Origin of the sequence: Mycobacterium deserti (assembly GCF_025345615.1) — a bacterium.
Classification (GTDB): domain Bacteria; phylum Actinomycetota; class Actinomycetes; order Mycobacteriales; family Mycobacteriaceae; genus Mycobacterium; species Mycobacterium deserti.
Genome location: NZ_JAODWD010000005.1, coordinates 353986 through 376689, shown reverse-complemented (window position 1 = coordinate 376689; position 22704 = coordinate 353986). Strand labels below are relative to the sequence as shown.

The following is a 22704-nucleotide window of genomic DNA, read 5'->3' as shown; positions in this document are numbered from 1 at the left end:
AGTCATGGCTGAAGCACAAAACGTGGCACGCACCCCCGCCAGGCGGCCGGCGTTCAGCGTTCATAATCAAGACCGAGGGCATGACCGCCGACGAGATGAAAGCCGCCGCGCGGGAAGCGCTTCGGCGGCGTCAGGAATCGTCCGACGAAGACACTTGAGAATGCTTTTTGATTACCCTGCTCACTGTGCTGGTCGAGCAGCCAACCTCGGCAGCGATTGCCTTCTGCGACTTGCCCTCTCGGCGTAGGGCCATGATGGATTGCTCACGGACCGCTGCGGCGGCTTTGGGCTTCGCCGCGTCAGGAATAGGTATGGTGAGGCTCATCTTTCGGGAATCAGGACCGTGCGGAGCTTGGTTGGCTCGCAGGATGTCCATAATGACCGAAAGCTTGTGCATCCGAGATAGTCCCGCATGTTCGTTGCGGCGCGGTATTCCGGTGTCGTTGAAGTGGCTTGCATTGATTCCAATAAGGAATGACTGGTGATAGTCGCTAGATATCATTTGAGCGGCAGTCTTGCCATCGCCTGTGGGGAGCAGCATTTTCATTCCGCGTTGGGCAACGTATACGGGACTTCCTGAGTTGCCAGCTGTCGAGAAGGCATCAAACAACACCTGATGGCTACTGTCCTCTTTGGTTGGCGCGCCTTTGTCGGACCGGTAATCGGTCTGCGGATCACTCGCGATCAAGCCAGAGCGCATCACTGGCCTTATTTGCAGCTGGTCGTACCATTGTGGATAACCAGGGAAGACAACGAAATCTCCCGGTTGTATTCGTGGCCACAGCCTTTCGCATTCCACGAGCATCTCCCAACCGATTGCGTGGTTAAGTGTGATTTCAGTGGGACTATTTTCGGCCATGAACTTCGCCATGTCGCCGTAGATCTCGCCGGTAGCCTCTAGGAATTCTCCAGGCTTCGATGCAACTGGGATTACTGCAACGTCAAGCAAGGGGTCTGGATGATAGAGCGGCTCTGGATTAGCAATGACGTACTCGCACCGCAGTTGCGTACTTTGCCACCATTGGATCTTGATTGACTGTATCTTTGACCCTCTGTTGTCCACCTCGTTGTAGAAGACCGCATCAGCAATATGCCGGTTAGTTACTAATCCCATACGATCGTCACCGGTGGGAAACCCGACGATAAATCCGGTTCCTTTAAGGTCGCAGCAATGCGAGCCATCATCTGGAAAGTAGTGCGTCGCCTCTAGTCGGCATGCCGAGTAGAGCTGACGTGCGCTAAATCCGGTGTCCACGAATGCACGGTACCCCGGCATGGGCCGGATCTGAGGCTAGGCTGAGAACGGAAACGACGCCCCGGGCCTACCCCAATCAAACAGGCCCGGGTCGTGTCTATCAGCGGACGCCAATCAGCGGCTCACCGTTTTCCGAGTCGTCGGTGATGATCAGCGACAGACCACGTTCGGCAAGCGAGTCGCGCAAGATCTGCCAGCACCTTCCGAAACTCTCCAACAGTTGATCGGAGTGCCGTCAGGGTTGAAGCCGCAGACAGCAGAATTGGGCGTCAGCGGGTTGAACGGGTCAATGAATTCAGCCATGAGTCAGGTCTCCCTGTCAGGTGGCACTTGCGGAGAATTCCGGCAAGTGACGGGAGACCGTCCGCGCTGCGGTAATTGTTGATGCTAGCCACCGAAAGTCGTTGGGCTAGAACATCTTCGGGCCGAATAGCGGGCCGCGTTGTCCGATTTCCGGACAGTACGGCGCGCGTTAGTTCAACTCATAGGTGTCGGTTCCAGCGTCGGACTTGATGGTGAGCTTCACCGACGACACGTCGTAGAAGGCCTTGTATGTCCGCAAAGCTCGATCAACAGCCCCCTGGTATAGCTGCGGGCCTGCTATCTCCATATCAACGAGTACCTCACCAGCCCTCTGAAACCGAGCCTGCTCGTTGAGCAACCTGTCGCCCATGAACGGCGACAGTAGAAAGCCCCAGGATTTGGTCTGCTGTTTGCCTACCTGATCTCGCGTGAACTCGTCGTTGAGTTCTTCGATCTGCGCACTGAGGTCGAGATCAAAAGTACGACTTGGATACCGGCTCCCATCAGGCGTCGTAGGCCGCGACCGCAGATTGCGTTGTTCGGATCGAGCACGCCGATAACAACACGGGCGATTTGGTGGTCAATAATCCACTCTGCGCACGGCCTTTTCCCCTTTGCGGCATCTCTGCCCGTGGTGCACGGCTCCAGCGTCGTGTAAAGCGTTGCGCCCATGACTGATACGCCTTTGAGGTTCTTTTCGAGAAGTGTGAACTCGGCATGGTCTCCCGGGTGCTGCTGGCCTCGATAAGCCTCACCCAGCTTCTCGCCGTCCCGCGCGATCACGGCACCCAACTTGGGCGAGATTTTGATCTGCCCGTCTTTTTGTTCATTGACGCATTGCCGTGCGATCTCAACGGTTCGTTCCATGAACGCTCGCTCTGGCCCAGATGGGGGGTGGGGGTGGTCACCGCCGGACGGTATCGACGGATGGGCGAGAGCGAATCGGCTCTGCAAAAAATCGGCTCACGGTCCGCCCTCCCGCACGTCACCTGACGGTGCGAGCACGAAGTTCTCGTGGTGGCCCACTGACAGGTCGGCGTCAACGTCGGCGGCGGCGTAGTCCCGAACCGACCGGACCCGGCAGTGCCAGATATGCCCCTTAGTCAGGTACGCGTTGTGGAAGTAGATGCCCCACCCAGCGGCCTGGTCCCTGGTTTCGAAGTTGCCGATGCGGACCAGCTTGGTGCCGTCCATGACGATTTCCAGCGCGTAGAGCAACGGTTTGATCCCGCCCGATTGCAGGGGTCGGAACTCGATCCCGCCTGCGCCGCCTCGTGGCACGAGAACCGGTTCCGGTGCGCCGGTCCAGTCGCACAACAGACAGGTGAAGAGCTGCACGAGGGTGAACGCTACGCCGCACCACCGACAGATTTGGGGGACCGAGCGCGTGCCGCTTTGCTGACTTGCTGACTTGCTGACTTGCTGGCGCGATGGCCCCGGCCCGCAGTAAATTCCCGCCAGGTTTGAGACAACTTCCCGTGATCGTCAGTGTCAACGCTGTAACCTGCGGCGATGCCGCACAGCCGACAGAGCTTGAGTCGGCAAACGCGCAGGTCGGCGTATTTCGTCTCGTTCGCATCGAGAAGGTCGGTGAACATCCGCGCGGGACCCAGGCCGTCATCGCTCACTAAAATTCGGGGGATCCGCTGCCTCGCTGGCGATCAGAGATCCAGGCCGGAGTCGCGGCTCAGGCTGACGCCTCGGTCGCGCGCCACGTCCCTTGCCTGGTCTTGTCGATCCCTTCCAGCCTGCCACGCATCGAAGCTGCCGCGCCGAGACGCGAAAGCGTCTGCGCGGCGATCCACAAATCTCGCAACGATATCGGGAATTGCAGCGGGGTCTGCCTGGGAGGCGACCTGATGCGCAATGCGCGAAGAGCTGTCGCGAGCGATCAGCGAATGCACTAATCGCGCTGATTCCATCGGGGTTCCGCGAACCAGCGAGAGAACGGCCTCCGGCTGTTCTGGGTATCAGTGATCCGTTCGTAGAGGTGTGCGGTGTTGGTGTGGCGGCCGCGAGACATCGCCAGGTAGAGCAGGTTTCGGGTGGCGTTTTCGCCGAGGACGGCGTGACTGGTGTCGGCGGTTACGCCTTGGGCGGAGTGGACGGTGACGGCATAGCCGAGATTGATGTGCTCACGCGGATAGTCGCCGGTGAACACTGCGCCAGCGCCATCGTCGAGGCGGACCGCTGCAATCCGGCAGTTCTCCTCGTCGATCGCGGCGATTCGCCAGCGGTTTCCGTTTCGGACCATCGGGGCGCACTCGGTGGCTTGGAATTGTCGATGACCGTTACGTCGGGATCGTTGCGGCGACTGATGATGAGATCGCCGACCCCGACACGTTGTCCATTGGCGCCGGTGAGGGTGGGTTCGTCGCGTCCGATGCGATGCTCGTGCAGTCGTTGGTTGAGAGCGCGGGTCATTTCGGTGGTGTCGCAGATCAGCAGGGCGTCATGGCCTTTCGACAGGTCAGACTGGTAATCCGTGCCGAGGCGGTGAAGCGTGGCCTCGTCGACTCTTCGCGCGCCGATGCCTCGCGCAAGGGCCTGCACGAGGCCGTCCAGACCCAACGTCTCGTGGACATTCGGAAGGCGCACGGTCATCGCCAGTCCGACGTCGCAGCACTCATGGGCGTCTCGCAAGCGCGAGTGTCCAAGCAGAAAGCGGCGATCTGTCGCATACCGAAATCGGCACACTCCAGTCTTATGTCGCAGCTCTGGGCGGGCACCTGCGGATTGTTGCGGAGTTCAGAGAGAGAGCCCTCGACGTGGCGACTGCCCGTCCGGATACGGATTGAGTTACACCCGGGTTGGATGTCCATCGATCACCTAGAATTTCGGCCGCCAACCGCCGAGACAGCATCGAGCCCACGGGCTGCTAACCCTGGCCGTCGATCGGTAAGCGGTAGTCGCTTTCAACGCAATCTGCGACCTGATCAGTTTGTGAAATTACTGTGCGGCCTGATCGCCGACCCGTGATTCTTGGCGCACATCCAGAAGCGTCACCCAGTTGTCGTCGCGAATCTTGAGCTGGCGAGCAAGCGGTTCCTCGTACGTTGTAACCACGACTTGCCGGAAGGGTTGACCTCCGCTCGTAACCCTGGTGAGCAAGCTGGCCACTTTTCGGCGCGCATCGGGGTCGAGATGCTCCAATGGTTCGTCAAACCAACAGAAGTCAGCTTTGGTGGCGAGCTGGGTGACTAGAAGACGTAGCAGAATGTTGGCACCCATCCCTTCGCCGGTGCTGAAGGAGTCAAACGGCAATGGAAGGCCGTTCACCGTTCGTGAGATCTCACCGTCTGACGAGGTTGATAGTCCTCCACGACCAGGAAACAGCGCATCCCATCGTCGGTTGATCTCCGCAGCAAGAGGACGAACGTTGCTGTCGAGCACCTCCTTCAGGGTCCTCTCGGTGGCATCAATCGCAACTTGCAGTTTCGCCGAACGCCTGAATAGGGCCGCCAGTTCGCGCATCGCGTCGTCGGCCGCGACCGCCTCTTCGTACTCCTTGTCTGCCATATTGCTTGATGCACGAGCGTTTACAAGCTCCGTAAATGCCGCCTGCACGTGCACTTCCAGATCCTCCACACTCCCAGTATCGGATTCGGCCGGTGGAGTCGGCGGCGCAGGTGGAAGATGCGGGACAGAACGCCACTGCGTTCGAACCTTCTGTAACGCGACCTGCTCTGCAGATGCCTTGGCCTCGTCATCTCGAAGACTAACTTGTTGCGCATCTAGGGCCTGGATGTCGCGTTTATTTACGTCATGCGCGATATTGACAGTGGCGTCGTCGAGCGGCCGACGGCACACGGGACAATCCTCGTGTGCGTCGCCTAACCGTTGGTCGTTGGCGACTAGTAGATCTTTCGATGCCTGAAGCACTGCGAGTCGAACTCTGATGCTTTCCAAACGCGAAGAGATTCCACTCAAGGCATCGTCGAGAGTTTCTTCAACCGCCGTTGCCGCGACCGTCTTGCCCAACAGGCCTGAGAGATCGGTGGCAATCAATTGGACCGCAGTGGTCCATCGAGTTTGTTCATCCGTCCATTTCTCCAACGCCGCCCGCGCGCTTGCATTATCGCGCAGCGCCTTCATGCGTTGTTGCAAGTCAAGATATTTGACGTTGGCTGCCTCTGCGGATCGACCAGCCTCTTCTTTCGCATCTTGCAGCGCGTTTAGAGCCTTGGCAGACGACGCGTTCGCCTGCTTTATAGAGCGGATCGCAGCTTCGGTCTCCTTTTGCAACCGCTTCACATTGTCAACCGCGACGCTCAAACTGTCGACGCCATAGTATTGGCCGAGGTGCTCGCGGAGTCGCCACGCGGGAGCGCCGCCAGACCGGTCAGCAGACGGCATTGTGGCTCCGGCTAAGAACCAAGGCTCCGCGCCATACACATCTTTCAACAGACGTGGCAACTCGTCGCCGTGGACCGCTTTTCCATCAATAGCAACATTCGCCGCAAGTTCTGCTTTCCGTTTCTGCGCCTGAATGGTGCGCTCTACGGTGAGTGACCGTCCATCTGGAAGGGAAAGTTCAACGAAGGCAACAGCTTCGGTTCGCCCGTTGCGAACTGCCGCTACTCCGGGTGCTGCAGTGCCGAACAACGCCCAACGGGCCGCTTCGACCAGAGATGTCTTTCCCACGCCATTCGAGGCGACCACAAACGTGGTGCCCTGGCCGAACGTCACTGTGAGGTCATCATAATTACGCCAGTTGTGCAACGTTAGTGTCTTAAGCATCGTCGATTTCCGCGGTTAAGGTGTCCAGCGCGGTCGGGAGAGATTCAGCGCTGGCGACTGAGAGGACGAAGCGAACCACTGATTCTTCGACGTCTTGTCCTAACGTTGTCCAAGCCTGACGCTTAGGCTGATGAGCGCGGCTTCCCGCCTTTATCACTTCAGCTATAGAACTGCGGACATGTCGCCTGGCGACTTCAGCGAGATCAGCCCGCATCTCGGTGAGCGCGTCATCCTCCACGAACTCCCAGCCAGTCATAGCGAAGGCATCGAGATATTTGAACAAGGTCTCGCCAACATCGAACCCACGCATAGTCACTGTCGGTCCACTCGTTGCGCCGCTTGGAACCGCGTAGGCCGTCCTCATGTCCGCCGTAGTGAACAGGAATGTTGTCCAATCATTCGCAGGAACGGCGACCGCAACCGCGTCAGCATCACACTCGATGTGGCACAAACGTTCGCATGCGTTTGCAATGTCGCCTATACCAGGAAAAGCAGTTCGCTCAGCACTCTCGAGGGTTGCCACTAACACCGCAGTGTCGAGGTAGACGACTTTCAGTATCGCTGCGAGATCTACTCCGGGCCAGATCTGCACTCGAAGTTCTTGTGGCGCAACGCATGTGATACCCGTCAGTCGCCCGCCAATGTCACTAGCAATCGCCGCGGCTTCGCCAGACATAGCCACCTGTGCCGCCGGCGCGACTAGCTCCGCATGGACCGTCTGCGACGCCACTGCACTTGGCGACAGGTCCCCAAGAAGATCTCGAAGCGCTTGCCGGTACTCCAGCCGCTGGTCCCTGCTGTCCAGGATTGGCGGCCCCGTAGCCACGTCGCGAGGACGACGGCCTTCGCGCGTTGCGGCAATGACTTCATCAACCGCGAGAGCAATATCCAATTCACATAAGTAATCTAGAAATGCCGTGACATCGATATGGGTCCGTAAGGCCGTCATTGCCGCTGCGGAGATGCCCAAAGGTGTTGCGTCGCTGTCAATTATGACTGATTCCTCATCAGCTAAATCGTCATCGAAGACCACAGGCACAACATCAGCGACTCCGTCGTCAAAGACACGACGAACCCAAACCAAAAGAGCTTCATCACGGCCAACACGCCACAGCTCATTGGGGTGCGGAGCCACGCCGTTGGCGGCGTCGATTGCTCTTGTAAACGTCTCCGACAACGGGTTGGACGCTGAAAGAATTCGCGCCACGCTGTTATCGCTTGGCTGCTCTGGGCGGACACCGCTCGCCAACTGCATCCGCGCAAATCGAACACGGCAAGCAAGGCAATCGTCAGTGTGCGCATCGACTGCTGCACGGCTCTCGGCGTCGCTCAGTGCCGCAAGCAGTTCGTTGGATGACGGGTGGGTGTAGTCCGCCATCACTTGTCACCTCCATTCGGATCCATGTAGTAGTTAAGACGTTGCACTGGGGGTTGGTGTCCGATATTCGACCCAATCACCGCAGAACCTCGTTAGAGCGGCGCTAGTTGCCTCCGCAGACGCGGGATCGTCGAAGTCCTTGGCGAGCTTGTCGAACAAGCGTTGGCGAATGAGCGCCGCCTGCGATTTGCCTACGCCGATGTGAGTGGCCAGATCTCGGATCGAGCTATCAAGCCTCGCAACGATGATTCTTTCACGATCGCTCAGGCGCCCAAATATTTCAGCTGCGTGGAGTTCTGATATCGCTGCCAGGGCGGGGTCCAAAGCAGGTTGTAGCGGCTCTCCGACTCCATCAAGAATATCGACTTCGACAGAGAGCGGAGTCCGACGATGATCGAGTCGGCTCGTGAGAGCGTGTGCTATGTCAACTGCGGGCAAGCTGCCGGCCGCGGCTCGTAGCAACGTTTCTATCAAACGAACGAATGAAGCCTCATCGGCCAGGGGGGCATCCCGTCTAGCGCTATTCCATGGTGGCACAACGACTTCGACCGCCACTATCGAGCGTGTCAAGATTTCCGGGCTAACACTGCTAGGGTCCGTCGATCCATCCACCAGCGTCCAACGCTCCTTCTTCGGCGCGACCGCCAGGAACTCGTCGCGAGATCGCAAGATCTCTTTGGTCCGCAAAATGAGCTTGCCAAGATCTGTACGCCTACCGGCGTCGCGGAGGTAGTTAGCGACCGCGGAATCGAGGATCCGTTCGAAACTTCGCTCGTCAACTGACCGCGTCGTTACATCGGCGATGCGCTTCTGCCCGCGTACACCCTCGAGGAAACCGTGTGCTGCCTCGGCTATCGCCGAGGCGTCCCACAGCAGTGAACCCGGCGGTGGCGGGAACCCGTAGCCTAGGGCCACGGCTCGCACAGTTGCATACAGCAACCGCGCGCCTTCAGCCCCCAGCATGCCGGTGGCAAGTACTTCCTCACGGGGTGTCATCTAAACCGTTCCAAAACTTGCTCGAGGTACGGGGATGACAAGACGCCTATGCGTTTTACGTTCGGCGAGCGCCACAGCGATTGCTCTACCGTCTTGAAGTCCGAAAAAACGCCCGGTTCATTACATCCGGCACACGCATCAGCAGGGTGACTCACGCCTGCGACGTGGAGTAGGTGCGTTCTCGTGACGATGCGGATAGGGCTGTGGGCAACAGGTGGTACTTCGAAGATCACAGCAGGCCGGGCTGCCGCTGGATCTTTACCGTAATAACAGAGCGGGTCGACAAGATACATATGACCGACCTCAGGCAGAAATGGATCTCCCTGCCTGCCCCCGAGTTGGGCCAGTAGGGCGTGCGGCCGCCTGTCCTGTGTGGCCATGGTGTCGTACGTGACCCTTCTGATCCGCAGGTGGTTCGCAGCGATTCCTTTGCTGTTACTCAAACGTCGGATCTAGATCATTTGTCCGATCATCGCAGCGAGATGAATGCGCAGGACAAGAAAGCCCGATTCGACGTCATACCACTGTGACAGCAGCAGTTCGCCCGAACACGGATTCTGGAGGTGAGTCGTGACATTTATCCTGGATACCGGAAGATTCTGCGATTCGGCGGTTCGTCGCCCGCCCTTGTGTTCAATTCGAAGCAGGCTAGCCCGGCTGGGCCCACGATGACCGGGTTGATCGCGTCCCTGGTCGTGGGGATAATAGTTGCGCTGCTGTTGCTGACAGCGTGGAATTTGCTGCGCCGCCCAAGCGAGCGGCGCACCTACAAGCAGACAGTCGGAGCCATACGGACATGGATGATCCCGTTGGCATTCGCGCAAGCTGTGCTCGTAGCCGCAACAGTCATCTTCCTCTCCAACGCGTGGCCCATTCTGAGCTGGGGTTGGTGGAAGTCGACGGGAGGGAGCGGCAATATCGTCATGGGACAGACGGCCAACGAGGGCCAACTGTGGAGTTGGCTATCATTCGCGATCCCGATCGGGCTGGCGTTCCTGGTGCCATGGCTCGCGCACCAAGAAGAGCGCGTATTCCGGTACGGCACCGAAGACGACAGCTGGCCGCGGCGACTGCGTACCCAGACCGCATTCGGCCTTGCGCACCCACTATTCATGGGCGTGCCAATCGCTGCAGGACTCGCTCTCATCTTGGTCGGACTTACTTTTCAAGTGGTGTATCTGGCCGCCTTCCGCCGATCGATCGCCGGCTCGCCGCGCACGGCGCCAATCCCTCCACCAGTTCGCCTTAGCTACCCCGCAGCGCCCGATGGCCCTTACGATCCTGCGAAGTGGGACGAGCACATTCAGGACTGCATCGACGTTGGAGCTCGGAACCACCGGCGGATCGATGACTGGGCAGACGCTGAACTCAAGCGGATCGAAGGCAACGAAGAGCTCCTGCGTGAGTCGCGAAACCGTGCCACAGCGATCGTGGCGGCGTTCCACTCCATCTATAACTGGCTGCTGCTAGGACTGTTAGTCGCATCTTTGGGGGCGGCGTCGACGTGAGCCGATAAATGCGTCAGAACTGGGGGTTGCGGCCGTGTCAATCTGCGAGCAACCGTATTTGGGCCTGTCCCCGACTTGCCGGCCAAGAGTGGCCCGGACTTAGATCCGCAAAGCGGCATTGAGGACGCACAAATTCCATTCCCGCACCATGTAAATCCATAGCTTCGCTAATGTTCCCAAAAGTGTTCCCAAATGGCATGAAAACGGCCCCCGGAGAATCTCCGGGGGCCGTTTCATCTAGTAGCGGGGACAGGATTCGAACCTGCGACCTCTGGGTTATGAGCCCAGCGAGCTACCGAGCTGCTCCACCCCGCGACGGGTGAACGCAAGGTTACCGAAGCCGGGTGTGCACATCCAAATCGCGTGCTCGCCTTCCCGACGTGAGACCGCTCACGGCAGGCGGACCACCTGGCCCGCTCGGTATACCCCAGCCGGGTCGTACCGATCACCCGCGGCGGCCAGCCGCTGTCGGACGGCGTCGGTGTACACCCGGGCCGGCCGGTCGGGATCGGTCGACGGTGCGAAGTTCGGGAACTGACCGCCGTGCGACCACGGCGCGAGCGCGTCGACGATTGCGTGCGCGTGCGCGGTGACGCGTTCGGCAAGATCGGGCATCGGCAGGCCGATGGTCGTCAACGAGTACGCCGCGTCACGGTGGCACAGCGCGCTGTCGACGCGTGGCGCCCGGGCCAGCGCGCCGCCGAGCATCCTGAATTCGACGATGGTCTGCAGAGATTGCGCCGTCGGGCCTGCGAGCGCCAGCACCGCGTCGATACCGTCGGCGCTGAGGGTGTTCAGCAGCGCCTGGTTCTCGTAGACCGGCATCGGGTCCACCGGATCCGCGTGGACCCCGCCGATTGCCGCGTACGGGGTCACTCCGACCGTGTCGACCAACGGCGTCGCCGCCCCGTGAATCGGGGCCAGCACCCGCTCGGCCGCGGCCACATCGCCCAGGGCGACATAGCGCACGGCCACGGTCATCCGGCCTGCCAACGGTTCCGGCACCCCCGGCAGCGGCGGCAACTGGAGCAGCGCGACCGACGTCGTGATGCTTTCCGGCAGTCCCACACACCACTCCCGCCAGGCGTGTAGCACCGCGGCCGCGTCGGCTCCATCGAAATAGACGGCACCGCCGTAGAATTCGGGGATCGGCAGCAGTTCGATCTCCATGGCCGTGACGATGCCCAGCGTCGCCTTGCCGCCACGCAGGCCCCAGAACAGGTCTGGGTGCTGTTGCGGCGTCGCGCGCACGAGATCGCCCGTGCCGACCACGACGTCGATGGCGCGAACGTAGTCAGCGCATGCCCCGACGCTGCGCACGAGCGGGCCGATTCCGCCTCCGGTGTGCAGGCCGACCACCCCGACGGTCGGCGATGAGCCGAGCACCGGCGCCAGACCGTGCGGCGTTGCCGCGTCCAGCAGGTGCTGCCCCGTCGCGCCAGCCCCTACCCGGGCAATCCGGTTGTCAACGTCGACAACGCATTCCGTCATGGCCCCGGTGTGCACCAGCACAGTGTCGGTATTCACCACCAGGGCGCCGTGTCCCGTCGCCTGGACAGTGACCTTCAGTTCGTTCGCCACCGCGTATCGGACAGTCTCGGCAACGTCGTCTGGGGTCGACGCGAACAGCACCGCGCCCGGCGTGATCTGACCCGCCACGTTCCACGGGTTGCTGCGCAGATACTCGGGTTCGCCGGGCAGAGCCACCGGAGCGGTTACACGTTCGCGCAGGCCCGACAAGGCATCAGCGAAGTCGGTTTCGGTAGTCGTCACTAAAGGAGCTTATCGAGCCGCCTGGTAATCGCCCATCGCGTCGTCCAGGCGCTGAAGCGCCTCGCCGAACTGGGCGAAGTCGCCGCCCTGCTGCGCTTGGCGCATCGCGTCGAGTGCCTCGTTGACCTGTTGCAGCGCTGCGGCTTTCGCCGCCGACAGCTGCGTCGGCGCACCGTCAGTAGGCGGCACCGCGCCCGGCGGCGTCGCCACCTCCGGGGCGCGGCCCGACTGGTCGGCCGGGGGCTGACCGGTGGGCGTGCGACCGTCGGGCGGCGGCTGCGCGGCGGGTTGTTGCCCGCTCGGTTGCCCCGCCATTGGCGCCGGACCCGTGGCCGTGGCGTCGGCACCGGGACCGAACAACTCGGTGAGCGCGTCGCGCACCGTGGGTCCGTAGCCGACCCGGTCGTTGTAGAGCATGGCCACTCGGATGAGACGCGGGTAGGACGACGCGGCGTCACTGGCACCGGGTGACGCGTAAACCGGTGCGACATAGAGCAGTCCGCCCTGAGCCACCGGCAGCGTCAGCAGGTTGCCCCACCGGATGCGGTTCTGGTTGTCGCGGCCGATGACGCCGAGGTCCTGGCTGACCGCGGTGTCGGTGCTGATCGCGTTGAACGCGAGCTTGGGACCGTTGACCTGACCGGGGATGGTCAGCACCGTCAGCTTCCCGTAGGTGTCCGGGTCCGAACTGGCGCTGATGTACGCGGCCAGGAAGTCACGGCGGAACCGGTTCATGGCGCTGGTCAGCTGGAACGACGACGAATTGTCATCGGCGGCAAGGTTCTTGGCAACCAGGTAATACGGCGGCTGGTAGCTGCTCGCGGTCGGATTGGGATCAAGCGGCACGTCCCAGAAGTCCGACGTGGAGAAGAACGTCACCGGGTCGTCGACGTGGTACTTGGCCAGCAGTTCGCGCTGCACCTTGAACAGGTCCTCGGGATAGCGCAGATGCTGCTGCAGTTCGGTCGAGATGTCGCTCTTGGGCTTCACCGTGTTCGGGAACACCTTCATCCACGCCTGCAGGACCGGGTCCTGCTCGTCCTGGGCGTACAGCGTGACGGTGCCGTCGTAGGCGTCGACCGTCGCCTTCACCGAATTGCGGATGTAGGACACCTGTTTGTCGACCTGAAGCCGGTTGAGCGCCACCTCGGTTGAATCGGCTGTGGCGCTCGACAGAGACGTCAGCTGCGAGTACGGATAGTTGTCCAGCGTGGTGTATCCATCGACGATCCACACCATCCTCTTGTTGACGATGGCCGGGTACACGCTGGTGTCGGTGGTCAACCAGGGCGCCACCGCCTCTACGCGCTCGGCCGGATCGCGGTTGAACAGGATCTTGCTGTTCTCGCCGATCACGTTGGAGAACAAGAAGTTCCGCTCGGCGAACTTCGCGGCGAACACCGACCGCGTCAGCCAGTTGCCGATCGCCACGCCACCTGAGCCGGTGTAGGTGTAGTTCTTCGTTTCGGTGTTGGTCTCGTAGTCGTACTCGCGGTCGGCGCCGTTGCTGCCGACGATCGCATAGTCGGCGGCCGTGTTGGCGATGACGGGTCCGAAGTAGATGCGCGGCTGATCCAACGGCGCGGGGCCCGGCGACACGACGCTGCCGTTGGCGCCCACGACGCTGGCCAGGAACTCCGGGTAGCCGCCGTTCTGGTTGGGGTCGTTCGCGACGCCGCGCACGGTGTTGGCCGGCGAGGCGATGAAGCCGTTGCCGTGGGTATACACGGTGTGCTTGTTGATCCAGTCACGCTGGTTGTCGATCAACCGGTCCGGGTTGAGTTCGCGGGCGGCCACCACGTAGTCACGCAGATTGCCGTCGCGTCCCACGTAACGGTCCATCGACAGCTGGTCGGGGAAGTAGTAGAAGTTCTTTCCCTGCTGGAACTGGGTAAACGCCGGGCTGACGATCGTGGGGTCGAGCAGCCGGATGTTGGACGTCGTCGCGCGATCGGAGGCCACCTGCTGGGCCGTCGTCTGCGCGTCGCCGCTGTAGTTGCGGTATGTCACGGTCTCGTCGGTCAGCCCGTAGGCGTCCCTGGTGGCCGTGATACTTCTGCTGATGTATTCGCTTTCCTTCTGCGCCGCATTGGGTTTGACGCTGAACTGCTCGACCACCAACGGCCAGCCGGATCCCACCACCAGCGACGACAGCAGCAGCAGCACGACACCGATCGCGGGAATACGCAGATCCCGCAACACGATCGCGGAGAACACCGCCGCTGCGCAGATCACGGCGATGGCCATCAAGATCAGCTTGGCCGGCAGCACCGCGTTGATGTCGGTGTAGCCCGCGCCGGTGAACGGCTTGCCGCCGCGCGTGTGGCTGAGCAGCTCGTAGCGGTCCAGCCAGTAGGCCAGGGCCTTGAGCAGCATCAGGGTGCCGACCAGCGAGATCAGCTGGATGCGTGCCGCGCGGCTCAGTGCGCCGGTACGGCCCGACAGCCGGATGCCGCCGAACAGGTAGTGCCCCACCAGATTCGCGATGAACGCCAAAAACACCGCGGCGAACAGATACATCAGAATCATGCGATAGAACGGCAGGTCGAATGCGTAGAAGCCGAGGTCCTTGCCGAACTGCGGGTCGGTGACGCCGAAGTCGCCGCCGTGCATGAACAGCTGTACGGGCGCCCACTGACCCTGCGCGATCAGCCCGGCGAACAGGCCGACGAAGGCGGGGACGCCGATACCGACGAGCCGCAACCGGGTCATCACCGCGGTGCGGTAGCGGGCGACCGGGTCATTGGGGCCGCTGGTCGGGACGAACACCGGGCGCGTGCGGTACGACAGCGCCAGACCGGCGAAGACGATGCCGCCGATCAGCACCGAGACGGCGACGAACACCACGAGCCGGGTCACCAGCACGGTGGTGAACACCGAGCGGTACCCGAGTTCCCCGAACCACAACCAGTCCACGTAGGTGTCGATCAGGCGGGGCCCGATCAGCAATAGCAGGACCGCCGCGACCGCGAACGCGATCAGAATCCGGCTACGTCGTGTCAGCTTCGGCATTCGTGCCGCGGGCCGCATACCCACTCGTCAACTCCAGTCTTGAGGGTTTGAACGTCTGGTGACGTGCCACAACTCTACGCATCCACCTCGTGGCGGTGGCTCAGCACTGCGGGGGTTCGCCACCAGCGGAAATCGTGTTCAGGGCGGCCACGGCCTGGCCGAGATCGCCGACCCGGACCATCTGCAGGCCGTCCTGGGGCGCGGTCTTGGCCTCCTCGCAGTTGTCAGCGGGCACCAAAAACACCGTCGCGCCGGCATCGCTGGCCGCCAGCATCTTGTGGGTGATGCCGCCGATCGGGCCGACCTTGCCGTCGCCGGTGATGGTTCCGGTGCCCGCGACGAACTTGCCGTCGTTGAGATCTCCGGTGGTGAGCTTGTCGACCACCGCCAGGGAAAACATCAGCCCGGCCGACGGCCCACCGATGTTGGCGAGGTTGAAGTCGATCGTGAACGGCGCCCACGGCGCGTCGAGCACGCCGATACCGAGGTAGCCGTGGTCCCGCTCGGGGTGATCGCCGAGCGTGATCGTGACGTCGCCGATCGAGCCGTCCTTGCGCCGGTAGTCGAGCACGACCTTCTCGCCGGGTTTGGTGGCGTTCATCAACGCCTGGAACTGGTCGAGATTGGACACCGGCTTGCCGTTGACGCCGTCGATCGCGTCGCCGTCGCGCAGCTTGCCCGCCGAAGGGCCGGGGTCGGTGACCGATTCCACCGTCACCGCCATCGGGTACTTCATGTAGTGCAGCGCGGCGTATTCGGCGCTGTCCTCCGACTGGCGGAAGTCGGTGTTGTTGGCCTCGTCGATCTCCTCGCGCGACTTGTCCGGCGGATACACCAGATCGCGGGGCACCAACTGCTCACGGCCCGACATCCACAGCATCAGCGCCTGCGCCAGGTTCAGATTGTCGCGCTGGGACACGGTGGTCATGTTCAGGTGGCCCGACGTCGGATGCACCTCGGCGCCCTCGATGTCGACGACCTCTTTGCCCTCGACCTCGCCGAGCGTGTCGAACGTCGGACCCGGCCCCAACGACACGAACGGCACCGCCACCACCGACACCAGCACGCCGAAGGCCACGATCGGGACGAGCGCGACGAGCATCGTCAGAATCCGCCTGTTCACGCCGCCCAATGTATGGGTTCGCTCTCAGCGTGACCTGCGCAGGCGCACAGCCGGAGGCCGGTGAGTACCGTTGAGGCATGGCTGACCTGCCCTTCGGCTTCAACGCCGGGGATGACCCCGAGCGCGACAAGCGCAAGAACGACCCCGAATCGGGATCCGGCGACCCGTTCGGCGGCGGCTCGGAATTCGACATGTCGCAGCTGGGCCAGATCTTCTCCCGGCTCGGCGAAATGTTCAGCGGTGCCGGCAACGTGATGGCCGGCGGCCCGCAGTCCGGTCCGGTCAACTACGACCTGGCGCGGCAGCTGGCCTCGAGCCAGATCGGTTTCGTCGCCCCCATCGGCGAGAAGACCGGCCAGGCGATCAACGACGCCGTGCGCCTGGCCGAGACGTGGCTCGACGGTGTGACCGCATTACCTGCGGGCACCACCAGAGCCGTCGCGTGGACTCCCACCGACTGGATCGACAACACGCTGGAGACCTGGAAACGGTTGTGCGACCCGGTGGCCGAACAGATTTCGACGGTATGGGCCTCGGCGCTGCCCGAGGAGGCCAAGAGCATGGCCGGCCCGCTGCTGTCGATGATGTCGCAGATGGGTGGCATGGCGTTCGGGTCACAGCTGGGCCAGGCGCTCGGCAAGCTGTCCCGAGAAGTGTTGACCTCCACCGACATTGGACTTCCGCTAGGCCCCAAAGGCGTGGCAGCCCTGCTGCCGGAGGCCATCGAATCGCTCGCCGAGGGCCTCGAACAGCCGCGCAGCGAGATCATGACCTTCCTCGCCGCGCGTGAGGCCGCCCACCACCGGTTGTTCTCCCATGTGCCGTGGCTGGCCAGCCAGCTGCTCAACGCCGTCGAGGCGTTCGCCAAGGGCATGAAGATCGACATGAGCGGGATCGAGGACCTCGCGCAGGGCTTCAACCCGGCGGCGCTGACCGATCCGTCTCAGATGGAGCAGTTGCTCAATCAAGGCATCTTCGAGCCGAAGGCAACCCCGGAGCAGACGGCCGCGCTGGAACGGCTGGAGACTCTGCTCGCACTGATCGAAGGCTGGGTGCAGACAGTCGTCAATGAGGCGCTCGGTGACCGCATCCCCGGGACGTCGGCGCTGGCGGAGGTGCTGCGCAGGCGTCGCGCGACGGGCGGGCCCGCCGAGCAGACATTCGCCACCCTGGTGGGACTCGAGTTGCGGCCGCGCAAGATGCGGGAGGCCGCGGCGCTGTGGGAGCGGCTGACGCAGGCCGTCGGCTCGGATGGCCGCGACGCGGTGTGGCAGCACCCGGATCTGCTGCCCAGCGCCGAGGACCTCGACGAGCCCGCGGCGTTCATCGACCGCATGATCGGCGGGGACACCAGCGGCATCGACGAGGCGCTGGACCAGGCGATCGCGGATCTGCAGAAGGACTCCGACGAGGGCAACGACCCCAAGGCTTGAGCCTGTGGATAACCCGCAGAGCCCGGTCGGCCCCGTGGCAGAGTCATCGCATGTACGCGCTGAGCCCGGCCACGCCGGTGCTGTTGCGTCCCGACGGCGCGGTTCAGGTGGGTTGGGACCCGCGGCGGGCCGTCCTGGTGCGTCCACCGCACGGCATAACCGTCAATGTGGTGGCCGACCTGCTGCGCAGCATGCAGTCCGGCGCCACGATGGCCGAATTGCACGCCCGCGCTGACGGTGTCGACGCCACCGTGGTGGCCGAGATGGTGGCGTCGCTCGTCGACTCCGGTGTCGTGACGGCCCGCTCGGGCAGGCCGACCCGTGCCGCGTCGATCCGCATTCACGGCCGCGGGCCGCTGTCGGACCTCCTCACCGGCGCGCTGCGCTGCTCGGGTGCGCGGATCACGCACAGCGCCCGGACCCACGCCGGCGCACCCTCGGAAGCGACCGATCTCGTCGTGCTGACGGACTATCTGGTGTCCGACCCGCGCGTCGTGCGGGACCTGCACGCCGCAGGCGTGGCACACTTGGCGGTGCGGGTGCGCGACGGCGCCGGACTGGTCGGGCCGCTGGTGATCCCCGGTGTGACGAGCTGCCTGGGCTGTGCTGACCTGTACCGCAGCGACCGCGACGCGGCGTGGCCCGCCGTCGCGGCGCAACTGCGCGACATCGTCGGCAGCGCCGACCGCGCAACCGTGCTGGCCACCGCGGCGCTGGCGCTCAACCAGGTCGACCGGGTCATTCGCGCGGTGCGTGGCGGTGTCGAGATCGGCGGCGCGCAGGAGCCGCCGCCGACGCTGAACACCACCCTGGAGTTCGACGTCAGCACCGGCACGACGGTGGCGCGCCGCTGGTCTCGTCATCCGCGCTGCACCTGCTGACAACGGTCGTCGCCAAGTCGTTGCGGCATGTTTGCCCCCGTCATGGATGATGGTCTGGTGAGCGAGATCAAGCGCGGCCGTGCCGCACGAAACGCTGCGCTGGCGGGCCTCGGTGCCGGCATGGCCGGCCGTGCCGCGCTGGGCTTCGGCAAGAGACTGACCGGCAAGTCCAAAGACGAGGTCAACGCCGAGTTGATGGACAAGGCCGCGCAGCAGTTGTTCACCGTCCTCGGAGAGCTCAAGGGCGGGGCCATGAAGGTCGGCCAGGCGCTGTCGGTGATGGAAGCCGCCATTCCCGACCAGTACGGCAAGCCGTACCGCGAGGCCCTGACCAAGCTTCAGCGCGAAGCCCCGCCGCTGCCCGCGGCGAAGGTGCACCGGGTGCTCGACGGCCAACTGGGCACGAAATGGCGCGAACGGTTCACATCCTTTGATGACAAGCCGGTGGCATCGGCCAGCATCGGTCAGGTCCACAAAGCGGTCTGGTCCGACGGTCGCGAGGTCGCAGTCAAGATCCAGTACCCCGGCGCCGATGAAGCCCTGCGCGCCGACCTGAAGACGATGCAGCGGATGGTGAGTGTGCTCAAGCAGCTCTCCCCCGGCGCCGACGTCCAAGGCGTCGTCGACGAGCTGATCGAACGCACCGAGATGGAACTCGACTACCGGCTTGAGGCCGACAACCAGCGGGCCTTCGCCAAGGCTTACGAGGGCCACCCGCGCTTCGTGGTGCCGCGCATCGTCGCGAGCGCACCCAAAGTCGTGATTCAGGAGTGGATCGAAGGCATCCCGATGTCGGTGATCATCCGAGAAGGCACACCCGAACAACGAGACCTGATGGGCACCAGGCTTTTCGAGCTCACCTACGATGCGCCGCGACGGCTGCAGATGATGCACGGCGATGCCCATCCCGGCAACTTCATGCTGATGCCCGACGGCAAAATGGGCGTCATCGACTTCGGTGCCGTGGCGCCCCTGCCGGACGGCATCCCAGTCGAGATCGGTATGGCCACGCGCTACGCGCTCATCGACGACTACGACAACCTGCTGACGGCGATGCAGAAGATCGGCTTCGTCCAAAAGGGCGAGCAGGTGTCCAAGCGCGAGATGGACGACATCATGCGGCAATACGTCGAGCCGCTCGAGGTGGACACGTTTCACTACACGCGCAAGTGGCTGCAACGCATCACCGCGTCGAACATGAAGCCGGATCGCGCCGCAAACCAGATCAAGGCGGCGCGTCAGATGGATCTGCCCGCGAAGCTGGCGATTCCGTTGCGGGTCATCGCGTCGTGCGTCGCGATCGCCTGTCAGCTCGACGCGCACATACCCGCGAAAGAGCTTGCCACTGAACTGATTCCGGGTTTCGCCGACGAAGCCGCTTAGACCCGGGAAAACCCGGCAGCCTAAGCGGCCGCCGGGTTCTCCTCGCTGTTCTTGCGCGGGCGTCCACGCGGACGTTTCCGGGCGACGACTGCGCCACGGTCGAGGATCTCACCGCCCCAAACACCCCACGGCTCTTGACGTTCCAGCGCGGCGTCGAGGCACTCGCGACGGATCGGGCAATCCGCGCACAGGGCCTTGGCGCGTTCGAGCTCCACGGGGTTCTCGGCGAACCACATGTCGGGGTCACCGACATGACACGGCACCGACAGCATCGATCTTTCACGGCATGTCCCGGTTGACATGTCCAGTCCTCAGCTTCCTGGTCGAAGTTCTCGCATCTGTGTTTCTGATGGGATCTGTGACCAGGTCTTCGTGTGGTGAAAGACGAAGGCCACGGATCCGGTGACTGCGGTTCCGTGGCCTTTGTGGCGAAATCGTGGGCTTCTAGATGGTGCCCCGATCCACGGACGGTCCAGTCGCGGCGGCGGTGCGGCGCTTACGCGGCGGCGTAATGGCAGCGGCGGCATCCGCGGCGGCGCGCGCCCACACCGCGGGATGCGCCGCGGCAACGGCGGTAGCGACAGAGGGGTGCGACATGCCGACAACGCCTACGCCTGCGAACGCGTAATTGCTTTCCATCGGGGCACCCTCCTTTCGCATGATTAATCCCACATCTGGGGTGTGTGATCTTGAGGCTAAGCGTAACAGGAAGATCACACAACCGAATTTCTGACCAGCGGGTTTGGCACGATTTTTACGACGATTGGCGGCCTTTGACCAACGCGAGGACATCGGGGCCGAACTGCTCGAGCTTGCGGGCGCCGATGCCGGGAATGGCGACCAGCGCCGCATCGTCGGCCGGGGAGGTCTCCGCGATCGCGATCAGCGTGTTGTCGGTGAACACCACATATGCGGGCACGCTCATCTCCTTGGACATGCGCAGCCGCCAATCCTTGAGTCGGGCGAGCAGGTCTTCGTCGACGTTCGACGGGCAGTCCTCGCAGCGCCGCAGCATGATCGAAGCCGGCGTGGTCAGCGCCTTGTTGCAGACCCGGCAGCGCGGGGTGGCGCCGCGCTGGCGCTTGGGCCTGGCTGGGGTGGTGTCGTTCGACGACTGGGGCGCGATTCCGTTGAGGAAGCGCGACGGTCGTCGGCCCTGCCTTCCACCGGGTGTTCGGGCCAGCGCCCAGCTGAGCGCCAAATGGACTCGGGCCCTTGTCACTCCGACATACAGCAGACGGCGTTCCTCTTCGACCGGTTCGCTATCCGGACCGTGCGCGAGCGCGTGCGAGATGGGCAGTGTGCCGTCGGCGAGCCCGACGAGGAAGACCGCATCCCACTCGAGGCCCTTGGCGGCGTGCAACGAAGCGAGCGTGACACCCTGCACCACCGGCGGGTGCCGCGCGTCGGCGCGCTGCCGGAGCTCGGCGACCACGGCACGCAGATCAAGCTCCGGACGCTGGGCGACCTCTTCGTCGACAAGCTCGGCCAATGCCGTCAGTGCCTCCCAACGCTCGCGCGCCTTGGTGCCGGCGGGCGCTTCTGCGGTGAGTCCGAGTGGTTCGAGGACGGCGCGGACGACGTCGGGAAGAGCACCCTCGATGTCGCGGTCGGCGGCGCGTTGCAGCGCGACCAGCGACTGGCGGACCTCCTGACGGCTGAAGAAGCCTTCGCCGCCGCGGACCTGGAAGGGGATGCCGGCCTCGGTGAGCGCTTCCTCGTAGATCTCGGATTGCGCGTTGATCCGGTAGAGCACCGCGATCTCCGCCGGTGCGGTGCCCGCCTCGATGAGCCGTTTGATGCTCTTGGCCACCGCGGTGGCCTCGGCCACCTCGTCGGGGTGCTCGGCGAAGGTGGGTGCAGGCCCTGCGTCGCGCTGACCGACCAGATGCAGCCTGCTGCCCGCCATCCGGCCGCGGGCCGCGGCAATCACGCGGTTGGCCAGCGACACCACCTGTGGGGTGGACCGGTAGTCGCGTTCCAGCCGGACGACCGCGGCGTCGGGGAAGCGGCGCGAGAAGTCCAGTAGGTAGCGCGGGGTGGCGCCGGTGAACGAGTAGATGGTCTGGTTGGCGTCGCCGACGACGGTGAGGTCGTCCCGGTCGCCGAGCCAGGCGTCGAGCACCCGCTGCTGCAGTGGAGTGACGTCCTGATATTCGTCGACGACGAAACAGCGGTACCGGTCGCGGAACTCCTGAGCTACCGCGGCGTCGTTCTCGATGGCGCCAGCGGTGTGCAGCAAGAGGTCGTCGAAGTCGAGCAGTGCCGTGTCACCGCGGGACTTGAGGTTCTCGTAGCCCTCGTAGACGGTCGCGACCTTGGCGGCGTCGAATGGGATGTCGCGGCCGACCTGCGCGACCGCACCCGGATAGGCCTCCGGCGTGATCAAAGACGCCTTGGCCCATTCGATTTCGCCCGCCAGGTCCCGGACGTCGTCGGTACTGGTCGACATGCCCGCGCGGTTGGCGGCCTGGGCGACGACTGAGAACTTGGTGTCGAGTAGTTGCCATCCGGTGTCGCCGACAACGCGCGGCCAGAAGTAGGCCAACTGGCGGCGCGCTGCGGCGTGAAACGTCATCGCCTGGACCGATGACGTGCCGACATCTCCGGAAGCGGCGTCGAGCGCGCGCAACCGGCCGCGCATCTCCCCGGCGGCGCGCGACGTGAACGTGACCGCCAGCACCTGGCCGGGTGCGACGTGGCCGGCGGCCACGAGGTGGGCGATGCGGCGGGTGATGGTGCGGGTCTTACCGGTGCCCGCGCCGGCGAGAACGCATACCGGGCCACGCGCCGCCAGCACCGCTTCGCGCTGTTCGTCGTCGAGGTCCTCAACGATGCGCGCGTCAGCGGCCTCTACCGGCATGCGGTCCATCTTGGCAGTACGCCCCGACAAAAGCCGGGACGGCGTCGGGCATGTTG

General features: G+C 63.5%; 18 protein-coding genes, 1 tRNA gene and 1 pseudogene. 5 read left to right on the top strand and 15 right to left on the bottom strand.

What is annotated here, in order from left to right; genetic code table 11:
- Window positions 1-130 precede the first annotated feature (130 nt).
- The 5 genes from N4S67_RS21635 to N4S67_RS21615 all read right to left on the bottom strand — a co-directional run bounded on the left by N4S67_RS21635 (window position 131) and on the right by N4S67_RS21615 (window position 3812).
- Window positions 131-1255 (bottom strand): helix-turn-helix domain-containing protein, encoded by a 1125-nt coding sequence (locus N4S67_RS21635; protein ID WP_260995064.1) that lies wholly within the window; start codon window positions 1253-1255, stop codon window positions 131-133.
- 472 nt (window positions 1256-1727) lie between these two features.
- Window positions 1728-1928, bottom strand: coding sequence for a hypothetical protein (locus tag N4S67_RS21630; RefSeq protein WP_260995063.1), 201 nt, complete (start codon window positions 1926-1928; stop codon window positions 1728-1730).
- A 44-nt stretch (window positions 1929-1972) separates the two neighbouring features.
- Window positions 1973-2425: a deaminase gene (locus tag N4S67_RS21625; protein WP_260995062.1), complete on the bottom strand. Its 453-nt coding sequence runs from the start codon at window positions 2423-2425 to the stop codon at window positions 1973-1975.
- A gap of 96 nt (window positions 2426-2521) precedes the next feature.
- Window positions 2522-2896: a hypothetical protein gene (locus N4S67_RS21620; RefSeq protein ID WP_260995061.1), complete on the bottom strand. Its 375-nt coding sequence runs from the start codon at window positions 2894-2896 to the stop codon at window positions 2522-2524.
- Between the two features lie 565 nt (window positions 2897-3461).
- Window positions 3462-3812 (bottom strand): helicase C-terminal domain-containing protein, encoded by a 351-nt coding sequence (locus N4S67_RS21615; RefSeq protein ID WP_260995060.1) that lies wholly within the window; start codon window positions 3810-3812, stop codon window positions 3462-3464.
- A gap of 200 nt (window positions 3813-4012) precedes the next feature.
- Between N4S67_RS21615 and N4S67_RS21610 the strand changes: the two are divergent.
- Window positions 4013-4356, top strand: a pseudogene (locus N4S67_RS21610) (helix-turn-helix domain-containing protein).
- Between the two features lie 151 nt (window positions 4357-4507).
- On the opposite strand, the gene N4S67_RS21605 reads toward N4S67_RS21610, so the two are convergent.
- The 3 genes from N4S67_RS21605 to N4S67_RS21595 are packed head-to-tail and all read right to left on the bottom strand — an operon-like array spanning window position 4508 to window position 8672.
- The gene (locus N4S67_RS21605) at window positions 4508-6298 is read right to left on the bottom strand and encodes an ATP-binding protein (protein ID WP_260995059.1); all 1791 of its coding nucleotides are present in this window, start codon (window positions 6296-6298) and stop codon (window positions 4508-4510) included.
- The gene (locus tag N4S67_RS21600) at window positions 6291-7676 is read right to left on the bottom strand and encodes a hypothetical protein (RefSeq protein ID WP_260995058.1); all 1386 of its coding nucleotides are present in this window, start codon (window positions 7674-7676) and stop codon (window positions 6291-6293) included. Before N4S67_RS21600 ends, N4S67_RS21605 begins: the two co-directional genes overlap by 8 nt.
- A 33-nt stretch (window positions 7677-7709) precedes the next feature.
- The gene (locus tag N4S67_RS21595) at window positions 7710-8672 is read right to left on the bottom strand and encodes a hypothetical protein (RefSeq protein WP_260995057.1); all 963 of its coding nucleotides are present in this window, start codon (window positions 8670-8672) and stop codon (window positions 7710-7712) included.
- A gap of 668 nt (window positions 8673-9340) precedes the next feature.
- Between N4S67_RS21595 and N4S67_RS21590 the strand changes: the two genes are divergently transcribed.
- Entirely contained in the window at window positions 9341-10180 is an 840-nt protein-coding gene (locus N4S67_RS21590; RefSeq protein ID WP_260995056.1) for a hypothetical protein, read from the top strand.
- 241 nt (window positions 10181-10421) lie between these two features.
- Here the strand turns inward: N4S67_RS21590 and N4S67_RS21585 are convergent.
- From N4S67_RS21585 to N4S67_RS21570, 4 genes are all read right to left on the bottom strand, one after another.
- Window positions 10422-10495: transfer RNA gene (locus tag N4S67_RS21585), tRNA-Met, on the bottom strand.
- 75 nt (window positions 10496-10570) lie between these two features.
- A complete protein-coding gene (locus tag N4S67_RS21580; RefSeq protein ID WP_260995055.1) occupies window positions 10571-11953 on the bottom strand; it encodes an FAD-binding oxidoreductase in 1383 nt (460 codons plus the stop codon).
- 9 nt (window positions 11954-11962) lie between these two features.
- Window positions 11963-14989: a UPF0182 family protein gene (locus tag N4S67_RS21575; RefSeq protein WP_260995054.1), complete on the bottom strand. Its 3027-nt coding sequence runs from the start codon at window positions 14987-14989 to the stop codon at window positions 11963-11965.
- A 76-nt stretch (window positions 14990-15065) separates the two neighbouring features.
- On the bottom strand, window positions 15066-16088 hold the full coding sequence (locus N4S67_RS21570; RefSeq protein WP_260995053.1) for a YlbL family protein: 1023 nt from the start codon (window positions 16086-16088) through the stop codon (window positions 15066-15068).
- Between the two features lie 77 nt (window positions 16089-16165).
- Between N4S67_RS21570 and N4S67_RS21565 the strand changes: the two genes are divergently transcribed.
- The 3 genes from N4S67_RS21565 to N4S67_RS21555 are packed head-to-tail and all read left to right on the top strand — an operon-like array spanning window position 16166 to window position 19785.
- Window positions 16166-17521 (top strand): zinc-dependent metalloprotease, encoded by a 1356-nt coding sequence (locus tag N4S67_RS21565; RefSeq protein ID WP_260995052.1) that lies wholly within the window; start codon window positions 16166-16168, stop codon window positions 17519-17521.
- A gap of 50 nt (window positions 17522-17571) precedes the next feature.
- A complete protein-coding gene (locus N4S67_RS21560) occupies window positions 17572-18402 on the top strand; it encodes a cyclodehydratase (RefSeq protein ID WP_260995051.1) in 831 nt (276 codons plus the stop codon).
- Window positions 18403-18444: 42 nt separating this feature from the next.
- Window positions 18445-19785: a macrolide-binding ATPase MABP-1 gene (locus N4S67_RS21555; protein WP_260995291.1), complete on the top strand. Its 1341-nt coding sequence runs from the start codon at window positions 18445-18447 to the stop codon at window positions 19783-19785.
- A 20-nt stretch (window positions 19786-19805) separates the two neighbouring features.
- Here the strand turns inward: N4S67_RS21555 and N4S67_RS21550 are convergent, their stop codons facing one another.
- From N4S67_RS21550 to N4S67_RS21540, 3 genes are all read right to left on the bottom strand, one after another.
- Window positions 19806-20087 (bottom strand): WhiB family transcriptional regulator, encoded by a 282-nt coding sequence (locus tag N4S67_RS21550; protein WP_313959975.1) that lies wholly within the window; start codon window positions 20085-20087, stop codon window positions 19806-19808.
- Between the two features lie 142 nt (window positions 20088-20229).
- The gene (locus N4S67_RS21545; protein ID WP_260995050.1) at window positions 20230-20424 is read right to left on the bottom strand and encodes a hypothetical protein; all 195 of its coding nucleotides are present in this window, start codon (window positions 20422-20424) and stop codon (window positions 20230-20232) included.
- A gap of 115 nt (window positions 20425-20539) precedes the next feature.
- Entirely contained in the window at window positions 20540-22648 is a 2109-nt protein-coding gene (locus N4S67_RS21540) for an ATP-dependent DNA helicase UvrD2 (protein WP_260995049.1), read from the bottom strand.
- Window positions 22649-22704: the final 56 nt, after the last annotated feature.